We start from the raw sequence: 22,213 nt of genomic DNA on the forward strand, positions 1-22,213 counted from the left end.
TCCTCCGGTCCTCCGGCCAGGCTTGAGACGAGCCCAGCAGGAAGGAAGACCCGGGGTGTTCACCGCCTATGTCGTCGTGGTCGTCGCGACCGTCGTGAGCAATATCGCGGCGGCGATCGCCGACTTTGTTCGCGTCCCATGGATTCTCGGCAACATGTCCAAGAACGGGGTGCCGCACTCATGGCTCTACCCCTTGGGCATCGCCAAGGCGGTGGGGGCGCTCGGTGTGCTGGCGGGCCTTGCCGTCCCCGCGATCGGGGTCGCGGCGGCAGCCGGCCTCGTGCTGTACTTCATCGGCGCCGTCGTCACGGTCGCCCGCGCTCGCTGGTATTCGCACCTGCCTTTTCCAGCCGCGTTCCTCCTGCTGGCCATCGGCTGCCTCGTACTGCGCCTCCTCTCACCTTGAGAGCCCGGACTCGGCGCCGCGCGTCGTTGACGACTGGCCTTGACCCTGTCGGGCGTACAGGATGATCACCTGATTGCCCGGAATCGGGCTACATTACGAGTCGTGCTGCGATTGACGCGCTATGCCCAGGGCGGCGGCTGCGCCTGCAAGATCCCGGCCGGCGAGCTCGAGAACGTGCTCGCCGGCTTCGGCCTGACGCCGCCCAAGGATCCGCTGGGGGAGCTCCTGGTCGGAACGGAGACCGGTGACGACGCGGCAGTCGTCCGTATCGAGGGCGACACCGCGATCGTGAGCACTGCCGACTTCTTCACACCGGTCGTCGACGATGCCTACGACTGGGGCCGGATCGCCGCCGCCAACGCGCTCTCCGACGTCTACGCCATGGGAGGCCGGCCTCTCGTCGCGCTCAACTTGCTGTGCTGGCCTCGGGAGAACCTGCCGTACGAGATCGCCAGAGAGGTCCTGAGGGGCGGTGCGGACGTCGCGCGACAGGCCGGGTGCCACCTGGCCGGCGGCCACAGTGTGAACGGTGCGGAGCCCATGTACGGCATGGCCGTCACCGGCCTGGCCGATCCCGCGCGGCTGATGCGCAACAACGCAGGCCGCCCCGGGCTGCCGCTGTCGCTGACCAAGCCCATCGGCTCCGGCGTGCTGAACAACCGGCACAAGGCCACCGGAGAGGTGTTCCCGCAAGCGATCGACATCATGACCCGGCTCAACGCCGACGCCGGCCGGGCGGCTCTCGAGGCCGGTGTGCGGTGCGCCACCGACGTCACCGGCTTCGGCCTCCTGGGTCACCTGTACAAGCTGGCCCGGAGCTCGGATGTCACCGCGGTGCTCGACGCGAGGGTCGTACCCCTGATGGAAGGAGCCCGAGAGGCCGTGCGCGACGGCTACGTGCCGGGAGGCTCCCGCCGCAACCTGGAGTGGGTGGCCCCGCACACCGACATCGGGACGACGGATGAGGAGACGCTGCTCCTGCTCGCGGACGCGCAGACCTCCGGCGGCCTGCTGATCGCCGGAGAGATCCCGGGCGCCCCTGTGATCGGAGAGCTGATCCCCCGCAATCGCCACACCATCATGATCCGCTGAACGCGCAGGATCTCATTCCCTCACTTGGTGTGGATTCCCTTGCGCCTGCGCATCAGGTCTTGAACGCGCATGAAGACGATGAGGCACCAGCCCAGGATGACGACGAGTTGCCCCACCCACCACCACGAGCCCAGGTTCCAGCCGAACAACCACTCGAAGTCGGTGGTGTGCCTTCCCTCGATCAGCCTGCGTGTATGGCCGACGATGACGATCAGGCCGAAGCCGATCACGACCACGTTGATCCAGACGGGAAGTGACCTCGGGCGATGCGGGGGACCGAGGCCACGCGTGTGGTCGAGATCGTCTGCCATGGAACAACTCTGACACGTACGGGATCACCTGAGAATCCGTGAGGCCATGGTGACGCCTTGGAGATATGTTGCAGTTATCGTTTTACGCATTGCCATGCACGTTGTACTTTACCTCCTGTCGCACATCGAACCCAGCAGAGGAGACAACCGCATGATCAAGGTCGCCATCGTCGTCGGCAGCACCCGTCCCAGCCGCAGGACCGAGGTCGCCGCCCGCTGGGTTGCCGAGGTCGCCGCCCGGCACCCGGCCACCACGTCCGGCCAGGCCGCCTTCGAGCTCGTGGACCTGGCCGACTACGAGCTGCCGATGCTCGACGAGCCCGCGCCCGCGCTGTTCGGCGACTACCGCAACGAGCACACCGCCCGATGGGCAGGCACCGTCGGCTCGTTCGACGGATTCGTCTTCGTCACCCCGGAGTACAACCACTCTGCCCCCGCCGCGCTGAAGAACGCGATCGACTTCCTGTACGCCGAGTGGAACAACAGGGCGGCCGGCTTCGTGAGCCACGGCGTGCACGGCGGCACCCGTGCCGTGGAGCACCTCAGGCTCACCATGACCGAACTGCAGGTCGCCAACGTGCGCACGCAGGTCGTGCTGTCGGCGTTCACCGACTTCGAGATCACTGACCCGACGGAGCCCGGCGTCATCGCTCCGGGGCCGCACCAGGAGTTGACGTTGATGGAGTTGCTCGACGAGGTCATCGCCTGGTCGCGGGCGCTCAAGCCGCTGCGCGAGGGAGCCTCGACGGGCGCCCGCGCCTGACTCGTCGAAGAGAAAGGAGCCGATCCCACAGGTCAAGGTGACCGGCCCGGGGGTGGCTGCTCCACAAGGTCCTGAGCGAGCGCTCTTTGGGAGATGGGCTGCTTTCGGGATCTGTGATCGTTATTGTGCCGATCGTGACCGAGATGGGCGGGGGGCTGCTGAGTGAGCGTTACCGGCTGGTCGAGGGGATCGGGGCCGGCGGCATGGGGCGCGTCTGGCGGGGCCGGGACGAGTTCCCAACGTTGCCCCCAAGGTCGGATCGTTAACGGTCGCTGATGGCCGGTACAAGGCAGCCAGGGGACCCTGTTCGCGAGGACGTGGTTCGCTGCTGCCCACGTGTGCGCACTGGCCCGCCGAGATGATGACCGAACGGGGAAAGACCTTGCCTGCCTTGAGGGAAAGCGCTTACCGTTCATGGGTCCGGAAGGAGCCCATGTGGGAATGCTGGTCCGAGTCGTGCAGGACCGATTACGGCTGCTCCAGCTACTGTCGGCCTCGCACGCCGCGGTACTTGGGACGATCAGCGTCTGCCTCGCCGCGCTGCCGACGCTTCTCGCGGTGGTCAGCGGCTGGCTGATCACGCGGATGGCCGCGGGCGAGGCGAGGGCGGCCCTGGGGGCACTCGCCGCACTCCTGGTCGTGGAAGGGATCGCGGTCGCGGCGATGGAGGCCTTCCGTCAGGTGGCCGCCACGCGAGTGGACGGCGCGATACGCCGCCGGCTCCGCGCCACGGCGGCCGCTTCCAGAGGGATCGCGCATCTGGAGGATCCCGCCTATGCGGACGATCTGTCCCGTGCCTCGAACTTGGGCGGATGGCAGCACCTCTCCGCAGGTGCCGCTGCGGTGGCCCAGGTGGTGCTCATGTCCAGGACGACCGGGGCCGTCCTCGCGGCCGGGGTGCTGGCCCTCTATTCGCCCCTCACGGCGGTCGCTCTGCTGGCCGCGGCGCTGACCGTTCGCTCCATCGTTCGGCGCCAGCTTCTCCGCCTCCATGAGGTGGTGTACATCCAGGCGCGGCCCTGGCGGCAGACCGACTATTGGTCGGAGGTGAGCGCGGGCGGCGAGGCAGGCAAGGAGGTCCGCGTCTTCGGCCTCGCGGCCTGGGCGGTGAGGCGGCGTACCGCCCAGGCCAGGCACCTGGCGTCGGTGATCTGGCAGACCCGCCGTGAGATCCTCATCCACCAGCGGATGGCGTTCCTGCTGTCGTTCGGCGCGGTCCTGCTCGCCTTCCTCCTTCTCGGCCTCGCCGTCCAGCAGGGTCGCATGACGCAGGGCGACCTGGTCACCTGCCTGGTGGCCTCCTTCGCCGTGCTCGGCATCACCGCGATCGGTATGGAGGAGTACGAGATCGAGACCGGACTCGGCGCTGTCCGGGCGATGGATTCCCTCGCCGCCCGCACACCCCCGCAGCCGGTCCCCCCGGAACCCGGTGCGGGAGTTCGGCTCGAGAACGTGTCCTTCGCCTACCCGACCACCGGCAAGATCCTGGACGGTTTGAATCTGCGGATCGAGCCCGGTGAGGTCCTGGCCATCGTCGGCGACAACGGCGCGGGCAAGACCACGATGATCAAACTGATGGCCGGCCTGTACGAGCCGGACGAGGGCCGCGTCATTTCCGACCCGAGCCGGATGGCCGTGATGTTTCAGGACTTCAACCGATACCCGCTGACCGTGGCCGACAACGTCGCCATGGGCGCCCCCGAACGCCGCGACGACCGGGAGGGAATCGAAAGGGCCCTGCAACGGGCGGGATGGAACGCCGGCAGCCTGCCGCACGGGATCGAGACCGTGGTCAGCCGCGAGGTGCACGACGGCGTGGACCTGTCCGGCGGCCAGTGGCAGCGTCTCGCGCTGGCCCGCATCTTCTTCGCCGTGGGCCACGGCCGCAACCTGATCATCCTGGACGAGCCCACCGCGCACCTGGACGTCCGTGCGGAGGCCGACTTCAACCGGGATGTCGTCTCCGGAGTGGAGGGCGCCACCATCGTGCTGATTTCGCACCGGCTCTCGACGGTACGGCAGGCAGACCGGATCGTCGTCATGCGTGGCGGTTCGATTCTCGAAGAGGGCGACCACGATGCCTTGATGGCGGCGAACGGCCACTACGCCCGCATGTTCGAGCTCCAGGCGTCCCGATTCGTGGAGAACGGATGAAAGTTCTCAGGCGCACCCTCCGGCTCACGTGGCAGGCAAGCCCGTGGATCACCCTGCTGGTCGCCGCGCTCGTGGCGTTCCAATCGGTGGCCGTTGCCCTCCTCGCGCAGAGTCAACGCTGGCTGGTCGACGCGGCCGGCCTGGGCACCGTCGGTGGTCTGCTGGCGGCGGCCGCTCTCGGCGCGGTGGCCTACACCGCCTCCACCGCGGGCCGGACGGTTCTGCACAGCCTCGCCCTCGAACTGGTCCTTCGGGTCGACATCCTGGTCAACGACGAGATCCTCGGTCTGGTCGCGGGCCTGCCCGGCGTCGAGCACCTCGAACATCCCGAGCATCTGGACCGCATCTTCCTGCTCCGCCGCGGCTCCCGGACCCTGGCCCAGCTGGCGTTCGGCCTGTCGGCGACCGTGGCCGGGGTCATCAGCATCGCACTGTCGGTCTGGCTGCTCGTCGCGGTCGATCCCCGGCTGGCCCTGCTCGCGCCGCTGGCTCTGCTGCCGCTGTGGATCAACTCTCGGACGCTGCGCGGGTTGCGTGACGCGGAGAAGGAGGCAGCCCGGCACGGCCGCCTGGAAGAGATGCTGCACCGGATGTGCACCGACGCGGGCACCGCGAAGGAACTGCGCGTCAGTGGTGCGCACGCGGCGATCGACGAGGAGGCCGCCAAGGCCTGGGACCGGTACGCCACGCTGATCTCCCGGGCGCGGGTGCGGGCCAGTAGCTGGAACGCCCTCGGCTGGATCTGTTTCAGCGCCGGGTATCTCCTGGTCCTGGCCCTCACTGCGGATCTGGCCGCCCGCGGCCTGGCGACCCTCGGTGACGCGGTCCTGGTTCTGGTCCTGGGCGCACGGCTGCGCGGGCAGATCCAGGAGGTGGTCGAGCAGATCGGCCGGGTCATCCACACCGGGCAGGTCACCGAGCACTACACGTGGCTCCACGACTACGCCGCCGCACATGGCCCGAAAGGCGACAAGCAGCCCGTAAGCGGCGGCATCACTTTCGAGAACGTGACCTTCGCCTATCCCGGTTCGAAGGCCCCGGTCCTCCGCGACGTGAGCTTCCACCTGCGTCGGGGCAGTGTCGTCGCTCTGGTCGGCGTGAACGGCGCGGGCAAGACCACACTGGTCAAGCTCCTCACCGGCATGTATGAGCCGGCATCAGGCACGATCAAGGTGGATGGCCAGGACCTGGCCGCGACGGACCTGGCCGCCTGGCGGCAGCGCACCACCGCCGCGTTCCAGGACTTCGTCAAGTTCCAGCTTCCGGTACGGCATGCGGTCGGCATCGGCAGCCTGCCCCGGATGGATCACGTCGAGGAGGCGATCCACGCGGCGGGAGCCGACTTCGTGGAGCGGCTGCCCAACGGCGTGGACACCCAGCTGGGATCCCTCTTCGACGGCGTGGACCTGTCCCAGGGCCAGTGGCAGCGCCTGGCTCTCGCCCGCGCTCTCATGCGGGACAAGCCCGAGGTTCTGATCCTCGACGAGCCCACCGCCGCCCTTGACCCGGCCGCCGAACACGACCTCTACGAGCGCTTCACCACGACGACCGGGACGGTCGGTGAAGGGATCACCGTCCTGGTCTCGCACCGTTTCTCCACCGTGCGCATGGCCGACCACATCATCGTCGTGGCCGACGGCACCATCGCCGAGCAGGGCTCCCACGAGGAACTGATGGCCCGAAACGGCCCGTACGCCCAGCTTTTCCGCATTCAGGCGGCTGCCTACAGCGGAGACAACTGCTGAATGTGATATTGACCTCGGGCCTTCGACGTGCCTGTTGTCGGGCGCGGCAAGGCTGTGCGGGCCGGCCGACGCGAGCCTGGGTGCAGCGCTCCCAGGACGACCGCAGCCTTCTCCCGCATCCCGCCCTCGCGGAGGGTAGGGCGCATGAGAGACGCGCCCACCGTGTTCACCTCCGTATCGAAGTCCGGCCGCGGCTGGTGGATTCTGCTGCCGGCCGCGTTGGCCGTCGGCCTCGCGATCCATTCGGTACGCCCGCTCCCGACCGGCGAGCCCGCAGCCGGCACGGTCTCACGAGGAGCACAGCAGATGACAAGAAGCGATGCCTCCGATGCCGTGGTGGTCATCGACGCCACTGTCCACGTCACACCGTCACAGACCGTACGCGGAGACCTGTGGGCCGAGGACGGAAGGATCACGCACGTCGGTCCACGCGGGAAGGAGTCCCCTCCGTCCCGGGCCCGGGTGATCGAGGCGGACGGCGCGTTCGTCGTTCCGCTGCTTGTGGACACCGCGGTGCACGCACGTCCTGAGGGCCAGCGCGGCGTCTACGACCTGACCCCCGGCAACCCGGCCACCTTCGCCGTCACACGAGAGCGCGTGAGCGAGTCACGGATCAGGCAGATGCTGGTCCTCCAGCCGCACGACCTGCTCGCCGTCGTCGTGTCAGGACATGTCGAGGCATGGCAGGGCGAACCCACCCGTCCCGCTGGGACCCCCACCCCAGGTGAGGAGCTCCAGAGATGGCACGGAGTCTGGGTCGACTACTCGCGGGAGTTGGAACAGCACCTGCTCCCCGACGGCCGGTACACCGAGACACGCCACGGCCGGACCGATGCCTACACGGGCAGATACTGGGTCCACGACGACCGCATCACCTACCTCGACGACACCGGGTTCTGGGCCTTTGGCGAGCTGACCGACGGAGTGCTCCACCACGCCGGGTTCGTCATGCACAAACGACCGACCGCCGGATGACGGGGCTCTCGCGGTCGGCTTCGCCGATCTCAGCATGGGACTGGTGCCTGGATGAGCTCCGCGGACTGGTGCAGGCTCGCTGTCATGCACAACACCATTCCCACCAACGAAGGTCGCCTTCATCACCGGGATCCTCAAGCAGCGAGGTGTTGATTCGGTACAGCGTGAAGGTCCCGTTGCGGGAGCTGTATGGCACCAACGCACCGGCCTGCCTATCCGCCTGAGCCGCCACTTCGTGCCGCGACCGAGGGTGCGTCAGTCGGCCAGCGCGAAGCCGGCCGCCGCCTCCGCGTGCAGCCGGGCGCTCGGCAGCACCGGGATGGCGGTGTCCTTCTCACTGATCAGGAGCTCGATCTCGGTGCAGCCGAGGATGACGCCTTCGGCGCCGTCGTCCGCGAGATCGGCGATGATCTGGGCGTACGCGTCTCTGGACGATTCCCGGATCACCCCGCGCACCAGCTCGTCGAAGATCACGCGATGGACCAGTTCCCGCTGCTCGGGCCGCGGGACGACCACGTCGAAGCCGTGGGCGGCCAGCCGATCCCGGTAGAAGGCCTGCTCCATGGTGAAGCAAGTGCCCAGCAGACCGACCTTGCGCATTCCCCTGGCGCGGGCCTCGGCGCCCACGGCGTCGGCGATGTGCAGCACGGGCACGCTGGCGGCCCGGGCCACGTCGTCGCTCACCCGGCTGAAGGTGTTGCTGCAGATGAGCAGGACCTCGGCGCCGAGCTCCTCCAGTTTCCTGCCCGCACCGGCCAGCAGCGTACTGACCTCGTCCCAGCGGTCGGCGAAGATGAGGTCCTCGACGGTCGTGTAGTCGACCGACCAGATGAGACTGTCGGCGGAATGGCTGCCGCCGAGTCGCTCGCGTACCCGCTGGTTGATGATCTGGTAGTAGATCACCGTCGATTCCCAGCTCAACCCGCCGATGAGACCGATAGTACGCATGGAACTCCGTTTCGCCAGCTTGTGCGGGCAGGCTAGACGGAGTGCCTGCTCATTTCCGAGACCAAAAGCTGTTCAGTCGTCTGGGCTAGCGCTCTTCCGCTCCGCGCGGTGCCGACCCGTAGAGCGCATGGTCGACCAGGCGCTCGACGATCGATTCGTCGAAGGGCACCCTGAGTACGAGCAGCCGGTGGTAGCAGGCGCCCCATAGCTGGTCCACGATGACGTCGAGGTCCGCGTCCTCGCGCAGCTGACCCTGCCGCTGAGCGATGCGCAGACGTTGCCGGGCGAGCTCGCGCCGGGGGAGCGCGTAACTTTCCGACCAAGCGTGAGCGAGGCTCTCGTCCATCTGGGCCGCGCCGACGAGCTCGGACACGGGCTTCTCCGCGCCTTCGTCCTTCAGCCAGCGGACGAACGCGCCGAGCTGAGTGATCAGATCGGCACGCACGTCACCGGTATCGGGAAAGTCCAGCACCCGTCGGCTGTGGGCGAAGTACGCCTCGGCCGCGAGCGCACCCGGCGACGGCCACCACTTGTAGAGGGTCGTCTTGCTCGATCCCGCTTCCATCGCCACGCGGTCGAACGTGACCGCTTGCATGCCGTCTCGGAGCAGGATGCGCCCGGCCGCCGTGAGTACCGCAGCGCGCACCTCTGCGGCCGGCCGGCGACCTCGGCCGCGTCGGTCGGCAATGCTCTCGGACATCGTCACCTCATTTATGGACTATCCGTCCATTTCCGTGTACCGTCATATGTGAACGACTCGTTCATATCCTATCGGAGGCGCTGACATGCTGGACAAGGCTGAGCGTGTCGCGGTGCCCCGCGCCGGGGGGCCGCGCGGCCGGCACATCACGGTCAACGCCGTCGCGCCCGGCCCCACCGCGACGCCCCCGTTCTTGGAGGGCAAGAGCCAGGAGGCGGTCGACCAGATCGCCTCGATGAACCCGATGGGACGGCTCGGCACCCCGGAGGACATCGCCGAGACGCTGGAGCTCAAGCGATGAGCGGCCGGCGAACGAAGCGTACAGTGACCAGGCGCTCACGATCGCGCGCAGCAGTGATCGCGGCATCGATCGCCGTCGCGCTGAGCGGGTGCTCAGGCCCGTCGGACGAGCCGGCGACAACACCCTCACGATCCGCGCCTCTGAGCACCGCACAGGCCGGCGCGGTCGCGTCCCTCGGTGAGCCGGTCGAGCTGACGACGGGACTGGAGGCGCCCTGGGGGCTCACCTTCCTGCCCGACGGGTCGGCGCTCGTCTCCGAGCGGATCTCCGGCGAGATCGTGCGCATCCCCGCAGAGGGCGGTGACCCGCGGACGGTCGGCGTCGTCCCCGACATGCACGTGAGCTCGGAAGGTGGGCTGCTCGGCATCGCCGCCTCCCCCGAGTTCGCGACCGACCGAACCGTCTTCGCCTCCGTCTCCGGGGAGGACCAGAACCGCATCGTCGCGCTCACGATCGCCGGCGACTACCGCTCCCTCACCGTTGACCGCGTGCTGCTCGACGGCATCCAAACCGCTGACCGACACCACGGCGGCCGCATCGTCGTCGGGCCGGACGGGCACCTGTGGATCGGCACGGGTGACGCCTTCGAGCCCGAGAACGCTGCCACCGACGACTCGCTCAACGGCAAGATCCTCCGCATCGCAGTCGACGGTTCCGTCCCCGAGGACAACCCGGGTTCATCGCCGATCTACTCCAGCGGCCACCGCAACGTCCAGGGCATCGCGTTCGGACCCGACGGCACCCCCTACGCGTCGGAGCTCGGTCACCGCACGTGGGACGAGGTCAACGTCCTCCGTGCGGGCGCGGACTACGGGTGGCCGGAGACCGAGGGGATCGCCGGGTCCACGGGCGAGGCTCCGATCGCCACGATCCACCCCGACGAGGCAAGCCCTTCCGGCGTCGCGTACGCCGAGGGGTCGCTGTGGATCGGTGCCCTGGGCGGCCGGAGGCTCTGGCAGCTTCCCGTCGAGGGCGGCACCGCGGTGGCCGACCCGATCGACCACCTCGTCGGCGACCACGGCCGGATCCGCACGGTCGAGGTGGCCCCCGACGGAGCCCTGTGGCTCGTCACGTCGAACACCGACCGCGCCACCTGGGGCGGCACCGACCCGCGCCCGGGCGACGACCGGATCCTCCGCGTCGAGGTGAAGCAGCGCTGACCGTACTTGGAGATCGTGGCGCGGCCGGCCCCGAGCAGCCGGGCGATGGAGGAGACGGTGTTCGATGCGAGCTCGCATGTCGCGTGACCGCCCGTACGGAGAAAGGAGCACGATGATCTACCACGGCAGCCGATTCACCTTCAAGCCCGAGGTCACACCGGAACAGCGGACGGAGGCCCTCGAAAGCCTGCGCGAGCAGGGTCGGGTCGTCCCGTCGGTGAAATCCTTCGCCGTCGGCCGTGACTACAGCGGCGAGTACGAGTGGGGGGCCATCTTCGTGATCGAAGATCTGGATGGCTACCGCGAATATCTGATGCATCCTGCGCGCCGCCGCGCCGACCAGATCGGACTGCCCCTGGTCGAAGAGTCCGTGTCGTTCGACGTGACCGACGACCCAGATCCAGAGACGGGCGTGAAGATCGCCGAATTGCGTCAGCGCCTGCTGGAGGCGTCGGTGGAACACGACCCCCTACCTGAGAGAGCCGCGCACACGCGCCGCACGGTGCTCAAGGCCATTGCGGTGACCGCGGCGGGAACGGCCGCGGCCGGGACGGGCATCGCCGCCGCTCCCGCCGCCGCGGCCCCCCAGGTCGCCGCCGCTCAGGCGTACGCCGTCGCCGCCGGGTCGTCGGTGGAGGTCGCCTTGTCGGTCAACGGGCAACCGCGCAAGGTCGTCCTGGAGCCGAGGGTGACGCTGCTGGACGCGTTGCGTGAGCGGTTGGGCCTGACCGGCACCAAGAAGGGCTGCGACCGGGGTGAGTGCGGGGCGTGCACGGTGCTGGTCGATGGCGAGCGGGTCAAGTCCTGCCTGACTCTGGCGGTGATGCGGCAGGGTGCCGAGGTCACCACGGTGGAGGGGCTGGCGCGGGGCGAGGAGCTGCACCCGGTGCAGGAGGCGTTCATCCGGCACGACGCGTTCCAGTGCGGCGCGTGCACTCCCGGTCAGATCATGTCGGCGGTGGCCTGTATCGACGAGGGGCATACGGGTTCGGAGGCGGAGATCCGTGAGTGGATGAGCGGGAACCTGTGCCGATGCGCGGCCTACCAGAACATCGTCGCCGCGGTCGCCGACGCCGCGAAGGAGGTGCGGCGGTGAGGGCCTTCGGTTACACGGTCGCGGGCAGCCCGGCCGAGGCAGTACGGATCGCCGCCGGAACACCCGATTCGACGTTCGTGGCGGGCGGCACCGACCTGCTGAACCTGATGCGGGACGGCGCGGAGACCCACGACCACCTCGTTGACGTCAACCACCTCGGCATCGACGGTGTCGCCTTCGACTCCAGGAGGCTCCGCGTCGGAGCGTCGGCCAGAATGCGGCAGGTCGCCGAGCACTTCAGGGTGCGGCGGGAGTTCCCGGTGCTGTCGGAGGCGTTGCTGGCCTCGGCGTCACCGCAGGTCCGCAACATGGCCTCGATCGGCGGGAACCTGTTGCAGCGCACCAGGTGCGGGTATTTCCGTGACTCGGGCTCGGCATGCAACAAGCGGGTCCCTGGCAGCGGTTGCCCGGCGATCACCGGGCACAACCGGGGACACGCGATCCTGGGCGGCAGCGACCACTGCATCGCCACCCATCCCTCGGACCTGGCGGTGGCGCTGATCGCCTTGGACGCGACCGCGCACCTGCTCGGTCCCGGCGGCGACCGAGCCGTCCCCATCGCCGACTTCTACCTCCTTCCCGGGTCCACACCGGACCAGGAGACCGCGATGCGCCCAGGCGAGCTGATCACCTGGGTGGACGTGCCGCGCACATCCCTGGCCGCGCATTCGCGATACCTGAAGCTGCGCGACCGGGCCACCTTCGAGTTCGCGGTGGTGTCGGTGGCGGCCGCGCTGCGGACCAGGGGCCGCGTGGTGCAGGACGTGCGGCTGGCATTCGGCGGCGTGGGCACCCGCCCGTGGCGGGACACCCGCGTCGAGACGGCGTTGCGCGGCCGGCCGCTGACCGGACAGGCGATCGCCGAGGCGGGTCGCATCCTGGTCCGGGACGCCGAGCCGCGCGAAGAGAACAGGTTCAAGGTCGAGCTCGTCCAGCGGGCGCTGGTGAGCATCCTCAGCGATTTGGGAGGCGTACGATGACCGGGCTGGTCGGGCAGGGTGTGCCGCGCGTGGAAGGCAGGGCGAAGGTCACCGGCGCCGCCCGCTACGCCGCGGACAACGAGGTGACCGGCGTGCTGCACGGCTTCCTGGTGATGAGCACCATCGCCCGCGGCGAGGTCACGGAGATCGACACCAGGGCGGCGCTGGCGCATCCCGGGGTCGTCGCGGTGTACACCCATGCCGACATGCCGAAGCTGACGGTGCCGGACTTCCCGTACAACAGGCCTTTCATTCCCATGCAGGACACGCGGGTGCACCACAACGGGCAGCCGGTCGCGTACGTCCTGGCCCAGACCCTGGAGCAGGCGCAGGAGGCCGCCAACCTGGTGAAGGTCCGCTACCGGGCGGAGGATCCCGTCACGCGGCTGGCGGACGCGCTCCACGAGGCGTTCCTGCCGGACGCGTTCCGCAACAGGCTCAACGAGACCGCCCGCGGAGACGCCGCCGCGGCGCTCGAACAGGCCGAGGTGCGCATCGACCAGACCTACAGCAGCCCGATGCAGCACCACAACCCGATCGAACCGCACACCACCACCGCCGTCTGGGAGGGCGGCACGCTGACCCTGTACGAGAGCACCCAGGGCGTGATCTTGTCCCGTAAAGCCGTGTCCGACGCGTTCCGTATGAGGCCGGACCAGGTCAGGATCATCTCGCCCTACCTGGGCGGTGGTTTTGGCGCCAAGGGCCCCACCTACCCGCACACGCTGCTCACCGCGGCGGCGGCGCAGCTCGCCGGCCGGCCGGTGAAGCTCGTGCTGTCGCGCGCGCAGATGTACACCTCCAACGGTCACCGCGCCGAGTACCGTCACCACATCCGGCTCGGCGCCACCCGGCAGGGCGTTCTGACCGCGATCGCCGACACCTCGACGGCACAGGTGACGCGCATCGACGAGAACGTCTACAACGGCAGCGACTCCACGCTCCACCTGTACGCCTGCCCGAACGTCCACGTACGGCAGATGGGCGTGCGGCTGGACCTGCCGACGTCGAGCTACATGCGCTCACCGGAGACGACCGCGCACTTCGGCCTGGAGACCGCCATGGACGAGCTGAGCTACGAGCTCGGCATCGACCCGGTGGAGCTGCGGATACGCAACCACAACCCGGTCAACCCGCGGACCGGCAGCCCCTACGCCGACAAGCACCTGCTGGAGTGCTACCGGGCCGCGGCCGAGGCGTTCGGCTGGGCCCGTCGCAACCCCAGACCGGGGACGAGCAGGGACGGCGACGAGTACGTCGGCTGGGGCATGGCCACCGAGACCCACACCTACGGCTGGATCCGGTCCGAGGCCGGCCTCACCATCGGGCTGGACGGGCGGGCGACCCTGCGGGCCGCCACCCAGGAGATCGGCACCGGCACCTACACCGTGCTCACCCAGGTCGCCGCGGACGGGCTCGGCATGCCGCTCGGCCACGTCACGACGCTGCTCGGCGACACCACGTACCCGCCCGCGTCCCTGTCGGCGGGGTCGTCCACGATGCCCAGCGTGGTCGGGCCGGTGTCCCAGGCGGCGCAGAGTGCGCGGGACGCCGTGATCGCGCTCGCCGTCGCCGACCCGCGCTCCCCGCTGCACGGTGTGCCCGCCAAGGACGTCATGGCCGAGGACGGCCGCCTGTTCGCCCGCGGCGACCGCGGCCGCAGGGACAGCTACCGCGACGTCATGGCCCGCCACGGCCGCCCCGTCGAGGTCCGCGGACACGGGGACAACGCGCCCGGGCACTCATTCGGCGCGGTGTTCGTGGAGGTCAGGATCCAGCCGAGGCTGGGCAGGCTGCGCGTGACCCGGGTCGTGACCGCGCACGACCTGGGACGCGTGCTCAACCAGCGGACCGCGCGCGGGCAGGTCATCGGCGGCGTGACCTGGGGCATCGGCTTCGCACTGATGGAGCACACGATGGTGGACCCGACCACGGCGCGGGTCGTCAACCCCAACCTGTCCACCTACCTGGTCCCGGTCTGCGCCGACACGCCGTCGGTGGAGGCGTTGTTCGTGGACCGGTCGGACCCGGACAGCAAGCTGCTCGGGGTCCGCGGCTTCGGCGAGACACCCGGAACCGGAGTACCCGCGGCCATCGGCAACGCGATCTACCACGCCATCGGCCGCCGCCTCCGAGACGTCCCCTTCACCCAGGACAAGTTGCTCTGATCGTCAGCGGACCTCACGAGCCGGCCTCGCCGAGGCGGCTCCACTCATTCGGGCAGGACGCGCGCGGGTCGGCCCGCAGCCGTTCCGGCCGCTGGGCGACCAGCCGGTAGACCTGGCTCTGCGACAGCTGGAAACCCCGTTCGGCCAGGAGCGGTCGCAGGTCGGTAGTGGCGTACATGCCGCGGCTGGCCATCACGGCGCGCAGATGCCAGCGGTAGTCGAACCTCGCGTCACGACGTTCCCTCCGCCGCACGGACGCAGGTCGCGGTCGTCGCGGCGAAGCGATGCCCGACCTGCTCCTGCACGAACGCCAGATCGGCGCCGTCCTGAAGGAGATGAGCCATGTACGCGCTGCGCATGCAGTGCGGCGTCAACGCCTTGTCCAGGCCGAGCGCGTCCCGGTAGACCGCGAACCGATCCTCGATCTCCCTGGTTCCCATGCGGCTGCCCCGCTCGGTCAGCCAGAGCGCGTGCTGGTGGTTGCCGCGGTACCGAGGCCGGACATGGTTGAGGTAGTCCTGGACCGCTTCCACCGCCCACGGCATCAGGCTGACCACCGTTCGCCGCTGTGGCGCAAGGCCCCTGATCAGCCTGCCGGACCTCACGTGCAGACAGCCGAACCGGCGCTCTGCCGGTCAGGCGCCGGCCAGTGCACGGGCGCAGGCACTGAGCCCGATCTCGCTGGAGGCCTTGACGAGCACCACGTCTCCCGGTTCGAGAAGCGCTGTGGCCAGCCTGATGGCCCCGGTCACGTCCTCGACGGTGTGGACGGCCACGCCCTGGTCCGAGGACTGCGCCGCCTGCGCCATCGCGAGGGGATCCCCTGCTCCGACCGCGATCAGCACGTCGAAGCGGAGGTCGGCGACGAGCCGGCCGATCTCCGCGTGCCGGGCGCGGGAGGCCTCCGCCTGCTGCCCCATCGCGCCGAGCACGGCGACGGTACGACGGGCGCCGGCCAGGGCCTTGGCCGCCCGCAACCCGGCCCGCATGGATTCGGGGTTGGCGTTGTAGGCGTCGTTGACGATGGTGATGCCGTCAGAACGTTCGACGATCTCCAGCCGGCCCGTGGAGCGCCGCCGTGCGGCGTTCAGCCCATCGGCGATCTCGGCGACGCCCAGCCCGAGTGCGGTGGCCACAGCGGCAGCGGCCAGGGCGTTGCTCACCTGGTGCTCGCCGATGAGGTCGAGCTCGACCGGGGCGCGGCCCGACGGCGTCACCAGCTCGAACGCCGCTCGCGCGCGCCCGTCCATCCGCACGTCTTCAGCCCGCACCGCCGCCTTGCCTGACCTGCCGTACAACAGGATCCGGGCCCTGGTACGGCCGGCCATGCCCATCACGTACGGATCGTCGGCGTTGAGCAGCGCGAACCCGTCCGCCGCAACCGCCTCGACCAGCTCGCCCTTGGCCTCGGCCACGTCGGCCAGCCCGCCTCCCATCCGCTCCACGTGCGCGGTGCCGACATTGAGCACCAGCCCGACCTGAGGCGGGGCGAGCCCGGTCAGATACCTCAGGTCGCCCTTGCGGCCCGCACCCATCTCCAGCACCAGATATCGGGTGGCGGCATCGGCACGGAGCACCGTGAGCGGCAGCCCCAGCTCGTTGTTGAACGACCGGTCGGTGGCGATGGTCGCCGCCTGCCGCTCCAGCACCTGGGCCAGCAGGTCCTTGGTCGTGGTCTTGCCCACCGAGCCGGTCACGCCGATCACGACCGGGCTGATGTGCCCGAGCACATGCCTGGCCAGCAGGCCGAGCGCGATCTGAACGTCCCCGACCACGAGGGCGGGCACGCCGACGGGCCTTGCGGCCAGCACGGCGACGGCGCCGCCCGCGACGGCAGCGGCCGCATAGTCGTGACCATCGACGCGGGCGCCGGCCGTCGCGGCGAACAGCCCGCCAGGCACCACCTCACGCGAATCGACCGCCGCGGGCGCCGTCACCAGCGCCCGCGCATCGCGCACGTCGTGCAGGCTCGCGCCGACGACCCGCGCGATCTCCTCCAGCGTCATCGGGATCACGAGCCGCTCCTGGCGAAGGCGAGGTCGATGAGGCGGCGCAGCAGATCCGGGTAGGCGACACCGGTTGCGGCCCAGGCCCTGGCATAGACGGAACGGGCGGTGAAGCCGGGCATCGTGTTGATCTCCAGCACATACAGGCGTCCCGTGTCCTCCTCATACAGGAAGTCGACCCGGGACAGGCCGTAGCCGCCGACCGCCCGGAAGGCGCGCAGCGCCAGCTCACGCACGTCCTCGGCCACCCGTTGCGGCAGCACGGCAGGGATGGCGGCGATCTCGGCCTGGCTGAGGTACTTGGCCTCATAGTCCAGCCAGTCGCCGGGCACGATGAGCTCGCCGGGCACCGACGCATCCGGCGTGTCATAGCCGCCGAGCACGCCGCAAATGAGCTCGCGCGCCCTCACGCCCTGCTCCACGACGACCACCCGGTCGTAGGCCAGCGCCAGATCCACGCCCGCGCGCAGCTCCTCCAGGGAGCAGACACGCGAGATGCCGATGGAGGAGCCCATGTTGGCCGGCTTGACGTACATCGGCCACTCGAGCGACTTCACCAGATGCCAGTGGTCGGTGGTGGCGCGCCACTCCTGCTCGGTGAACCACACATACGGGGTGACGGGAATGTCCTCCGCCAGGAACGTGCGCCGCATCGCGACCTTGTCCATGGCCACGGCCGAGGCCAGCACGCCGCAGCCCACGTACGGGATGCCCAGCGTCTGCAGGTGACCCTGAACCACGCCGTCCTCACCGAACGGCCCGTGCAGCACGGGAAAGACCACATCCACCAGATCCCGCCGCAGCTCCACCGGCCACCTGCCCTGCCGGTCGATGATGACGGCGACGGGCTCGTACAGATCCCTCGGCAGAGCATCGAGCACGGCCTGCGCCGACTGCAGCGACACCTCATGCTCGGCGGACGGCCCACCCGCCAGCACAGCCACGCGCACGCGTTCAGTCACGATCGATCAGCCTTCCTCAGTGGCACGGAGACGGCGCCGCCAGCGGCACGGTGTTCGCCGTCGCAGGACCAGCCTGCTGAGTGTCGGCTCTTCGCCTGACCAGTTGCCAGGCCATTCGCTATCCAGTTCCTGGCCAAAAAGCACCCGTTGTCTCGCGGTCTCGGACAGTGGCCGGGTGTCAACTGGCGTCGGCGGAGGAGTTTCCCAGGGGCGTCAGACGGTGGCCTGGGCGTGCCCATGGCCCCCCGTGGGGAACTCCTCGATGCCGAGCACCCGCAGCAGCTCCAGCCGCTCGCGGGTCTCGGCGTCCGCCGGGGTGAGCACGAGCAGCTGCTGACCCTGATCGGGGGTGACCAGGGTCTCGCAGTCCATCAGCAGGCGGCCCACCCGCGGGTGCAGGATGGTCTTGCGGTCGGCGCGCCGGACCGCCACCTCGTGCTCGGCCCAGAGCCGGCGGAAGTCGGCGCTGGCGGCCTGCAAACGGTCGACGAGCCCGGTGACCGTAGGGTCGCCGGACCGGCGGCCGGCGGCCGCGCGCAGGTCGGCCACGAACTGACGGGCCTGATGCTCCTGCTCCTCGGGCGGGCAGGCGGCGCGGGCGGCGGGCTCGGTGAACCAGCGGTAGACGATGTAGCGCCGGTCGCCGGACAAGCCGGTGTGCTCGCCCGTCAGCAGGACGGCCATCCGGTTCTTGGCAAGGATCTCGCCCAGGTCGGACAGCACCAAGGCCGGGGTGTCGCCGAGCAGGTCGAGCATGCGCATCAGGCCGGCACGGGCCAAGCGCGCCACCCCGTCGGCCGGCGGGGGCCGGTGCCCGGCCAGGTGGAACAGGTGGTCGCGCTCGTCATCGGACAGACGCAACGCCCGGGCGAGCGCGCCGAGCAGCTGGGTCGAGGGCTGACTGCTGCGGCCCTGCTCAAGGCGTACGACATAGTCCACCGACATGCCGGCGAGCATCGCCACCTCTTCCCGGCGCAGGCCGATGGTGCGGCGGCGGGGGCTGTCGGCGAGGCCCACCTCGGCCGGGCGGATCGCCTCCCGGCGGCGGCGCAGAAAGTCGGCGAGCTGCTCACGTTCCATGGCTTCATCCTGCATCGCGGCGGCGAGCCGAGCCAGGGAGCGGCTCTCCCATGATGAACGCTCCGCTTCCGCCCGTCCCGGCCCGGGCCAAGAGTTGGGGGAGCGACATCGGCAAGGACATCGACAACGACATCGATCACGAGGGAGAACGTGATGCAGACACGAACCCTGGGCCGCACCGGACCGGCCGTTTCCGCGCTGGGCCTGGGTGCCATGGGCATGTCGGGCGCTTACGGCGCGGCCGACCGCGCGGAGAGCATCGCCACCGTGCACGCCGCCCTGGACGCAGGCGTCACACTGATCGACACCGGCGACTTCTACGCCATGGGCCACAACGAGTTGCTGCTCGCCCAGGCACTGCGCGGCCGGGACCGCGACAGCTACCAGCTGAGCGTCAAGTTCGGCATGCTGCGGGGGCCGGGCCACGAGTTCGGGGGGCAAGACGGCCGTCCCGAGGCGGTGAAGAACTTCTTGGCCTACTCACTGACCCGGCTGGGCACCGACCACATCGACATCTACCGTCCCGCCCGGCTGGACCCCGCGGTACCGATCGAGGAGACGGTGGGCGCGATCAAAGAGATGGTCGACGCTGGACATGTGCGCCACATCGGGCTCTCGGAGGTCGACGCGGCGACGATCCGCCGCGCGCACGCCGTGCACCCGATCACCGACCTGCAGATCGAATACTCGCTCATCTCCCGCGCCGTGGAGGCCGACATTCTGCCCACACTGCGGGAGCTCGGCATCGGCCTGACCGCGTACGGCGTCCTCAGCCGCGGCCTCATCTCCGGACACTGGACCGCCGGCCACACCGCCGGCCCCGGCGACAGCCGCGGCTTCAGCCCCCGGTTCTCCAGCGAGAACGTGGAACACAACCTCGCCCTCGTGGACGCCCTGCGCCGGGTCGCCGAGGCGAAAGGCTGCACCGTCGCCCAGCTGGCCATCGCCTGGGTGGCCACACAGGACGAGCACATCGTGCCGCTGATCGGCGCTCGCACCCGCGAACGGCTGGCCGAGGCGCTGCCCGCGATGGACCTGAACCTCACCACGGACGACCTCACCGACATCGACAAGGCCGTGCCGCCCGGCGCGGCACGCGGCGACCGCTACCCGTCCGCGTTCATGTCCAACCTCGGCGTAGGCAACTGAGCCCGGCTTCCCGACAGCAATATGTAGTGGATCAGCCCGCGGCCCGGCCGGTCGCCGTCATGCGGGCCCCGACCGGCGGTCGCTGCCCGCCCGCCCCTCAGGACGTTCTTTGCAGGTACAAGCGGTCGTGGGCAGTCCTTGGGGGTGAGGCGGGAGGGGCGAAGCAGGGCGGCGGCGGTGAACGCGCGTCCGAAGCCGCGGGACGCGCCGGTGATGAACCACGTCTTGCCCATTTACCGCCCTTCACAGAGTCCGTCAGCGTTGGGCGGACGGGCGGAGGATGATCTCGTTGACGTCGACGTCAGCGGGCTGGTTGAGGGCGTAGGCGATGGCGTTCCCGATGTCCTCGGGGCGGATCAAGGCGGATCGGTACTCGCGCATGGATTCGGCGGCGAACGGGTCGGTGATGTGGTCGGCCAGCTCGGTGTCGACGACGCCCGGTGAAATCGTGGTGACCCGGATGCTTGGCTCCGATTCCAGGCGCAGCCCCTCGGTGAGAGCCCAGGCGGCGTACTTCGTCGCGGAGTAGATCGCCGAGGTCTCCACGACCTGGTGGGCGCCGATCGAGGCGACCGTGACGAAGTGGCCGCCGCCTTGGCGGCGGAAGATCGGCAGAGTGGCGGCGATTCCGTTGAACAGGCCGCGGACGTTGACATCCAGCATCCGATCCCACTCCTCGACCAGGAGCGCGTCCAGCCGGGACAGGAGCATGACCCCCGCGTTGCCGACCAGCACGTCCAGCCGCCCGTGGGAGTTCACCACCTCCTCGGCCACTTCGTGGAATTGGCCGGCGTCGGTGACGTCGAGCGGGCGGGCCTCTGCGGAGTGGCCGTCCGTGGTCAGGTCCGCGGCGAGCGCCTTGATCCGGTCGGTGCGGCGGGCGGTGAGGATCACGTGGTGACCGGCGGTCGCGAGCGTGCGGGCAGTGGCCGCCCCGATGCCGCTGCTGGCGCCGGTCACCAATACGACTTTCCGTTCCAGCGTCTGTGTCATGTTTCGAGACTCGGGCGTACGCTTGCGTCCCGACAGGCCGCCGTGTGCCTAGGAGTCCCGCACCCACCCTTGGCCGCTCGTTCCGGCCTACCCTGGGAGCATGACCGAGCGGCCCTTGGGAGACTTCCTGCGCAGCAGACGGGCGCGCGTGCGCCCCGAAGACGTCGACCTGGCCGCCGGACCACGCCGGCGGGTGACGGGCCTGCGGCGTGAAGAGGTTGCCCTACTGGCAGATGTCAGCGTGGACTACTACGTGCGACTGGAGCAGGGGCGGGAGCGGAATCCGTCACCGCAGGTACTCGACGCGCTGGGGAGCGCACTGCGCCTCGACGACGACGCCCGCTCGCACCTCTTCCGGCTCGCCGGCCTGACCCCACGGCCCGCCCTATCCGCCCCTGAGCGGGTGGACCCCGAGCTGCTGCAACTCCTGGACGGCTGGCCGGACAACCCGGCGCTCGTGCTCGGCAGAGCTTACGACGTCTTGGCCGGCAACCGGCTCGGGTATGCGCTCTTCGAAGGGTTCCGTGGCGGGGCGAACCTGCTGGTCAAGGTGTTCCTCGACCCGGAGGCGCGATCGTTCTACGCGGACTGGGAGGCCGCCGCGGTCAACACGGTGGCCGGCTTCCGGCTGCTGCATGGGCAGGACCCGCACCATCCACGCGTACGAGAGGTGCTCGGTTCGATGCTGGAACGCAGTCCGGAGTTCGCCGCCCTTTGGCAGCGGAACGACGCCCGCGGCAAACGAGCCGAGGTGAAGACCTTCCGCCACCGCGACGTCGGCGAACTCACGCTGCGCATGCAGGCCTTCGACGTACGGGCCGCGCCCGGGCAGCAGCTCGTTGTCTACCAGGCCGAGCCCGGCTCCGCGAGCGCGGACGCGATCGCGCTGCTCGGCACGCTCGCCGCCACCGCCGCCCGGTAGCGCACCCCTGGAGCGCTGTGCGGAGACGGCGCAGCGGATCGCGTAAGACCCGCTGCTTCTCAGCCATGGGCTTTGGCGGATCGACCGGCATCACGGCGAGGGCCGCGAGGTTGGCGTCAAGCCGGTCCGTGCTGCTCGCTCCGATGATCGCGCCGGCACGCGCTGATCCCGGCGGCTGCTAGTCCCCTTTGCCGTGCCACCTGTCCTTCACCGTGGTCGGCGGCCGCACCGGCCTCATCGCCCCGAACGGCCCGGCAAGGGCACGCTGGTTGCGGAGGGAGAGGCACGGCGACGGCTCGGGC

At 69.7% G+C, this 22,213-nt stretch carries 22 protein-coding genes and 1 pseudogene; 14 read left to right on the forward strand and 9 right to left on the reverse strand.

Features of this window, described 5'->3' with window-relative positions:
• Positions 1–55: 55 nt before the first annotated feature.
• Positions 56–406 carry a DoxX family protein gene (locus tag EDD27_RS45365; RefSeq protein WP_127938495.1) on the forward strand — a complete coding sequence of 117 codons (351 nt, stop codon included), beginning with the start codon at positions 56–58 and terminating at the stop codon, positions 404–406.
• A gap of 102 nt (positions 407–508) precedes the next feature.
• Entirely contained in the window at positions 509–1,498 is a 990-nt protein-coding gene (selD, locus tag EDD27_RS45370; protein ID WP_206641949.1) for a selenide, water dikinase SelD, read from the forward strand.
• 20 nt (positions 1,499–1,518) lie between these two features.
• On the opposite strand, the gene EDD27_RS45375 is transcribed toward selD, so the two are convergent.
• Complete coding sequence (locus tag EDD27_RS45375) at positions 1,519–1,809, reverse strand: hypothetical protein (RefSeq protein WP_127938498.1); 291 nt, start codon at positions 1,807–1,809, stop codon at positions 1,519–1,521.
• A 151-nt stretch (positions 1,810–1,960) separates the two neighbouring features.
• On the opposite strand from EDD27_RS45375, the gene EDD27_RS45380 reads away from it, so the two are divergent.
• From EDD27_RS45380 to EDD27_RS57425, 4 genes are all read left to right on the forward strand, one after another.
• Positions 1,961–2,572 (forward strand): NADPH-dependent FMN reductase, encoded by a 612-nt coding sequence (locus EDD27_RS45380; RefSeq protein ID WP_127938501.1) that lies wholly within the window; start codon positions 1,961–1,963, stop codon positions 2,570–2,572.
• Between the two features lie 441 nt (positions 2,573–3,013).
• Entirely contained in the window at positions 3,014–4,726 is a 1,713-nt protein-coding gene (locus EDD27_RS45385; protein ID WP_164904077.1) for an ATP-binding cassette domain-containing protein, read from the forward strand.
• The gene (locus EDD27_RS45390; RefSeq protein ID WP_127938506.1) at positions 4,723–6,471 is read left to right on the forward strand and encodes an ABC transporter ATP-binding protein; all 1,749 of its coding nucleotides are present in this window, start codon (positions 4,723–4,725) and stop codon (positions 6,469–6,471) included. The genes EDD27_RS45385 and EDD27_RS45390 overlap by 4 nt, the downstream gene beginning before the upstream one ends.
• A 306-nt stretch (positions 6,472–6,777) precedes the next feature.
• The gene (locus EDD27_RS57425; RefSeq protein WP_127938508.1) at positions 6,778–7,446 is read left to right on the forward strand and encodes an Atu4866 domain-containing protein; all 669 of its coding nucleotides are present in this window, start codon (positions 6,778–6,780) and stop codon (positions 7,444–7,446) included.
• Positions 7,447–7,701: 255 nt separating this feature from the next.
• Here the strand turns inward: EDD27_RS57425 and EDD27_RS45400 are convergent, their stop codons facing one another.
• Complete coding sequence (locus EDD27_RS45400) at positions 7,702–8,394, reverse strand: aspartate/glutamate racemase family protein (RefSeq protein ID WP_127938510.1); 693 nt, start codon at positions 8,392–8,394, stop codon at positions 7,702–7,704.
• An 85-nt stretch (positions 8,395–8,479) separates the two neighbouring features.
• Positions 8,480–9,094 (reverse strand): TetR/AcrR family transcriptional regulator, encoded by a 615-nt coding sequence (locus EDD27_RS45405; protein WP_127938512.1) that lies wholly within the window; start codon positions 9,092–9,094, stop codon positions 8,480–8,482.
• Positions 9,095–9,179: 85 nt separating this feature from the next.
• Here EDD27_RS45405 and EDD27_RS45410 point away from each other — a divergent pair, with 85 nt between their 5' ends.
• From EDD27_RS45410 to EDD27_RS45430, 6 genes and pseudogenes are all read left to right on the forward strand, one after another.
• A complete protein-coding gene (locus EDD27_RS45410) occupies positions 9,180–9,395 on the forward strand; it encodes an SDR family oxidoreductase (RefSeq protein WP_127938514.1) in 216 nt (71 codons plus the stop codon).
• Positions 9,396–9,448: 53 nt separating this feature from the next.
• On the forward strand, positions 9,449–10,555 hold the full coding sequence (locus EDD27_RS45415; RefSeq protein ID WP_241564602.1) for a PQQ-dependent sugar dehydrogenase: 1,107 nt from the start codon (positions 9,449–9,451) through the stop codon (positions 10,553–10,555).
• Between the two features lie 112 nt (positions 10,556–10,667).
• Positions 10,668–10,931, forward strand: a pseudogene (locus tag EDD27_RS56080) (Dabb family protein); the annotation flags it as partial.
• Between the two features lie 255 nt (positions 10,932–11,186).
• Positions 11,187–11,651: a (2Fe-2S)-binding protein gene (locus EDD27_RS45420; protein WP_241564922.1), complete on the forward strand. Its 465-nt coding sequence runs from the start codon at positions 11,187–11,189 to the stop codon at positions 11,649–11,651.
• Complete coding sequence (locus tag EDD27_RS45425; protein ID WP_127938522.1) at positions 11,648–12,631, forward strand: FAD binding domain-containing protein; 984 nt, start codon at positions 11,648–11,650, stop codon at positions 12,629–12,631. Before EDD27_RS45420 ends, EDD27_RS45425 begins: the two co-directional genes overlap by 4 nt.
• A complete protein-coding gene (locus EDD27_RS45430; RefSeq protein ID WP_127938525.1) occupies positions 12,628–14,799 on the forward strand; it encodes a xanthine dehydrogenase family protein molybdopterin-binding subunit in 2,172 nt (723 codons plus the stop codon). Before EDD27_RS45425 ends, EDD27_RS45430 begins: the two co-directional genes overlap by 4 nt.
• A gap of 13 nt (positions 14,800–14,812) precedes the next feature.
• Here the strand turns inward: EDD27_RS45430 and EDD27_RS45435 are convergent, their stop codons facing one another.
• The 5 genes from EDD27_RS45435 to EDD27_RS45455 all read right to left on the reverse strand — a co-directional run bounded on the left by EDD27_RS45435 (position 14,813) and on the right by EDD27_RS45455 (position 18,847).
• The gene (locus EDD27_RS45435) at positions 14,813–15,052 is read right to left on the reverse strand and encodes a helix-turn-helix domain-containing protein (protein WP_241564603.1); all 240 of its coding nucleotides are present in this window, start codon (positions 15,050–15,052) and stop codon (positions 14,813–14,815) included.
• Positions 15,030–15,404, reverse strand: a complete 375-nt coding sequence (locus EDD27_RS45440) for a tyrosine-type recombinase/integrase (RefSeq protein WP_338324699.1) — start codon at positions 15,402–15,404, stop codon at positions 15,030–15,032. The genes EDD27_RS45435 and EDD27_RS45440 overlap by 23 nt, the downstream gene beginning before the upstream one ends.
• A 30-nt stretch (positions 15,405–15,434) precedes the next feature.
• On the reverse strand, positions 15,435–16,814 hold the full coding sequence (locus EDD27_RS45445; RefSeq protein ID WP_127938527.1) for a UDP-N-acetylmuramoyl-tripeptide--D-alanyl-D-alanine ligase: 1,380 nt from the start codon (positions 16,812–16,814) through the stop codon (positions 15,435–15,437).
• The gene (locus tag EDD27_RS45450) at positions 16,811–17,767 is read right to left on the reverse strand and encodes a D-alanine--D-alanine ligase family protein (protein WP_127938530.1); all 957 of its coding nucleotides are present in this window, start codon (positions 17,765–17,767) and stop codon (positions 16,811–16,813) included. Before EDD27_RS45450 ends, EDD27_RS45445 begins: the two co-directional genes overlap by 4 nt.
• A 213-nt stretch (positions 17,768–17,980) precedes the next feature.
• Entirely contained in the window at positions 17,981–18,847 is an 867-nt protein-coding gene (locus EDD27_RS45455) for a helix-turn-helix transcriptional regulator (protein WP_127938532.1), read from the reverse strand.
• 153 nt (positions 18,848–19,000) lie between these two features.
• On the opposite strand from EDD27_RS45455, the gene EDD27_RS45460 reads away from it, so the two are divergent.
• Positions 19,001–19,996: an aldo/keto reductase gene (locus tag EDD27_RS45460; RefSeq protein ID WP_127938535.1), complete on the forward strand. Its 996-nt coding sequence runs from the start codon at positions 19,001–19,003 to the stop codon at positions 19,994–19,996.
• A gap of 255 nt (positions 19,997–20,251) precedes the next feature.
• Here the strand turns inward: EDD27_RS45460 and EDD27_RS45470 are convergent, their stop codons facing one another.
• Positions 20,252–20,989 (reverse strand): SDR family oxidoreductase, encoded by a 738-nt coding sequence (locus EDD27_RS45470; protein ID WP_127938541.1) that lies wholly within the window; start codon positions 20,987–20,989, stop codon positions 20,252–20,254.
• Between the two features lie 100 nt (positions 20,990–21,089).
• Here EDD27_RS45470 and EDD27_RS45475 point away from each other — a divergent pair, with 100 nt between their 5' ends.
• Positions 21,090–21,911 carry a helix-turn-helix transcriptional regulator gene (locus EDD27_RS45475; RefSeq protein ID WP_127938544.1) on the forward strand — a complete coding sequence of 274 codons (822 nt, stop codon included), beginning with the start codon at positions 21,090–21,092 and terminating at the stop codon, positions 21,909–21,911.
• The last annotated feature ends 302 nt before the right edge of the window (positions 21,912–22,213 follow it).

The organism is Nonomuraea polychroma (genome assembly GCF_004011505.1).
Classification (GTDB): Bacteria; Actinomycetota; Actinomycetes; order Streptosporangiales; family Streptosporangiaceae; genus Nonomuraea; species Nonomuraea polychroma.

Bases quoted from the DNA above. Each gene is read 5' to 3' on its own strand.
- EDD27_RS57425 (WP_127938508.1), top strand. From the start codon at position 6,778: ATGACAAGAAGCGATGCCTCCGATGCCGTGGTGGTCATCGACGCCACT.
- EDD27_RS45400 (WP_127938510.1), bottom strand. From the start codon at position 8,394: ATGCGTACTATCGGTCTCATCGGCGGGTTGAGCTGGGAATCGACGGTG.
- EDD27_RS45390 (WP_127938506.1), top strand. From the start codon at position 4,723: ATGAAAGTTCTCAGGCGCACCCTCCGGCTCACGTGGCAGGCAAGCCCG.
- EDD27_RS45475 (WP_127938544.1), top strand. From the start codon at position 21,090: ATGACCGAGCGGCCCTTGGGAGACTTCCTGCGCAGCAGACGGGCGCGC.
- EDD27_RS45405 (WP_127938512.1), bottom strand. From the start codon at position 9,094: ATGTCCGAGAGCATTGCCGACCGACGCGGCCGAGGTCGCCGGCCGGCC.
- EDD27_RS45375 (WP_127938498.1), bottom strand. From the start codon at position 1,809: ATGGCAGACGATCTCGACCACACGCGTGGCCTCGGTCCCCCGCATCGC.
- EDD27_RS45455 (WP_127938532.1), bottom strand. From the start codon at position 18,847: ATGGAACGTGAGCAGCTCGCCGACTTTCTGCGCCGCCGCCGGGAGGCG.
- EDD27_RS45385 (WP_164904077.1), top strand. From the start codon at position 3,014: ATGCTGGTCCGAGTCGTGCAGGACCGATTACGGCTGCTCCAGCTACTG.
- EDD27_RS45430 (WP_127938525.1), top strand. From the start codon at position 12,628: ATGACCGGGCTGGTCGGGCAGGGTGTGCCGCGCGTGGAAGGCAGGGCG.
- EDD27_RS45410 (WP_127938514.1), top strand. From the start codon at position 9,180: ATGCTGGACAAGGCTGAGCGTGTCGCGGTGCCCCGCGCCGGGGGGCCG.
- EDD27_RS45460 (WP_127938535.1), top strand. From the start codon at position 19,001: ATGCAGACACGAACCCTGGGCCGCACCGGACCGGCCGTTTCCGCGCTG.
- EDD27_RS45470 (WP_127938541.1), bottom strand. From the start codon at position 20,989: ATGACACAGACGCTGGAACGGAAAGTCGTATTGGTGACCGGCGCCAGC.
- EDD27_RS45380 (WP_127938501.1), top strand. From the start codon at position 1,961: ATGATCAAGGTCGCCATCGTCGTCGGCAGCACCCGTCCCAGCCGCAGG.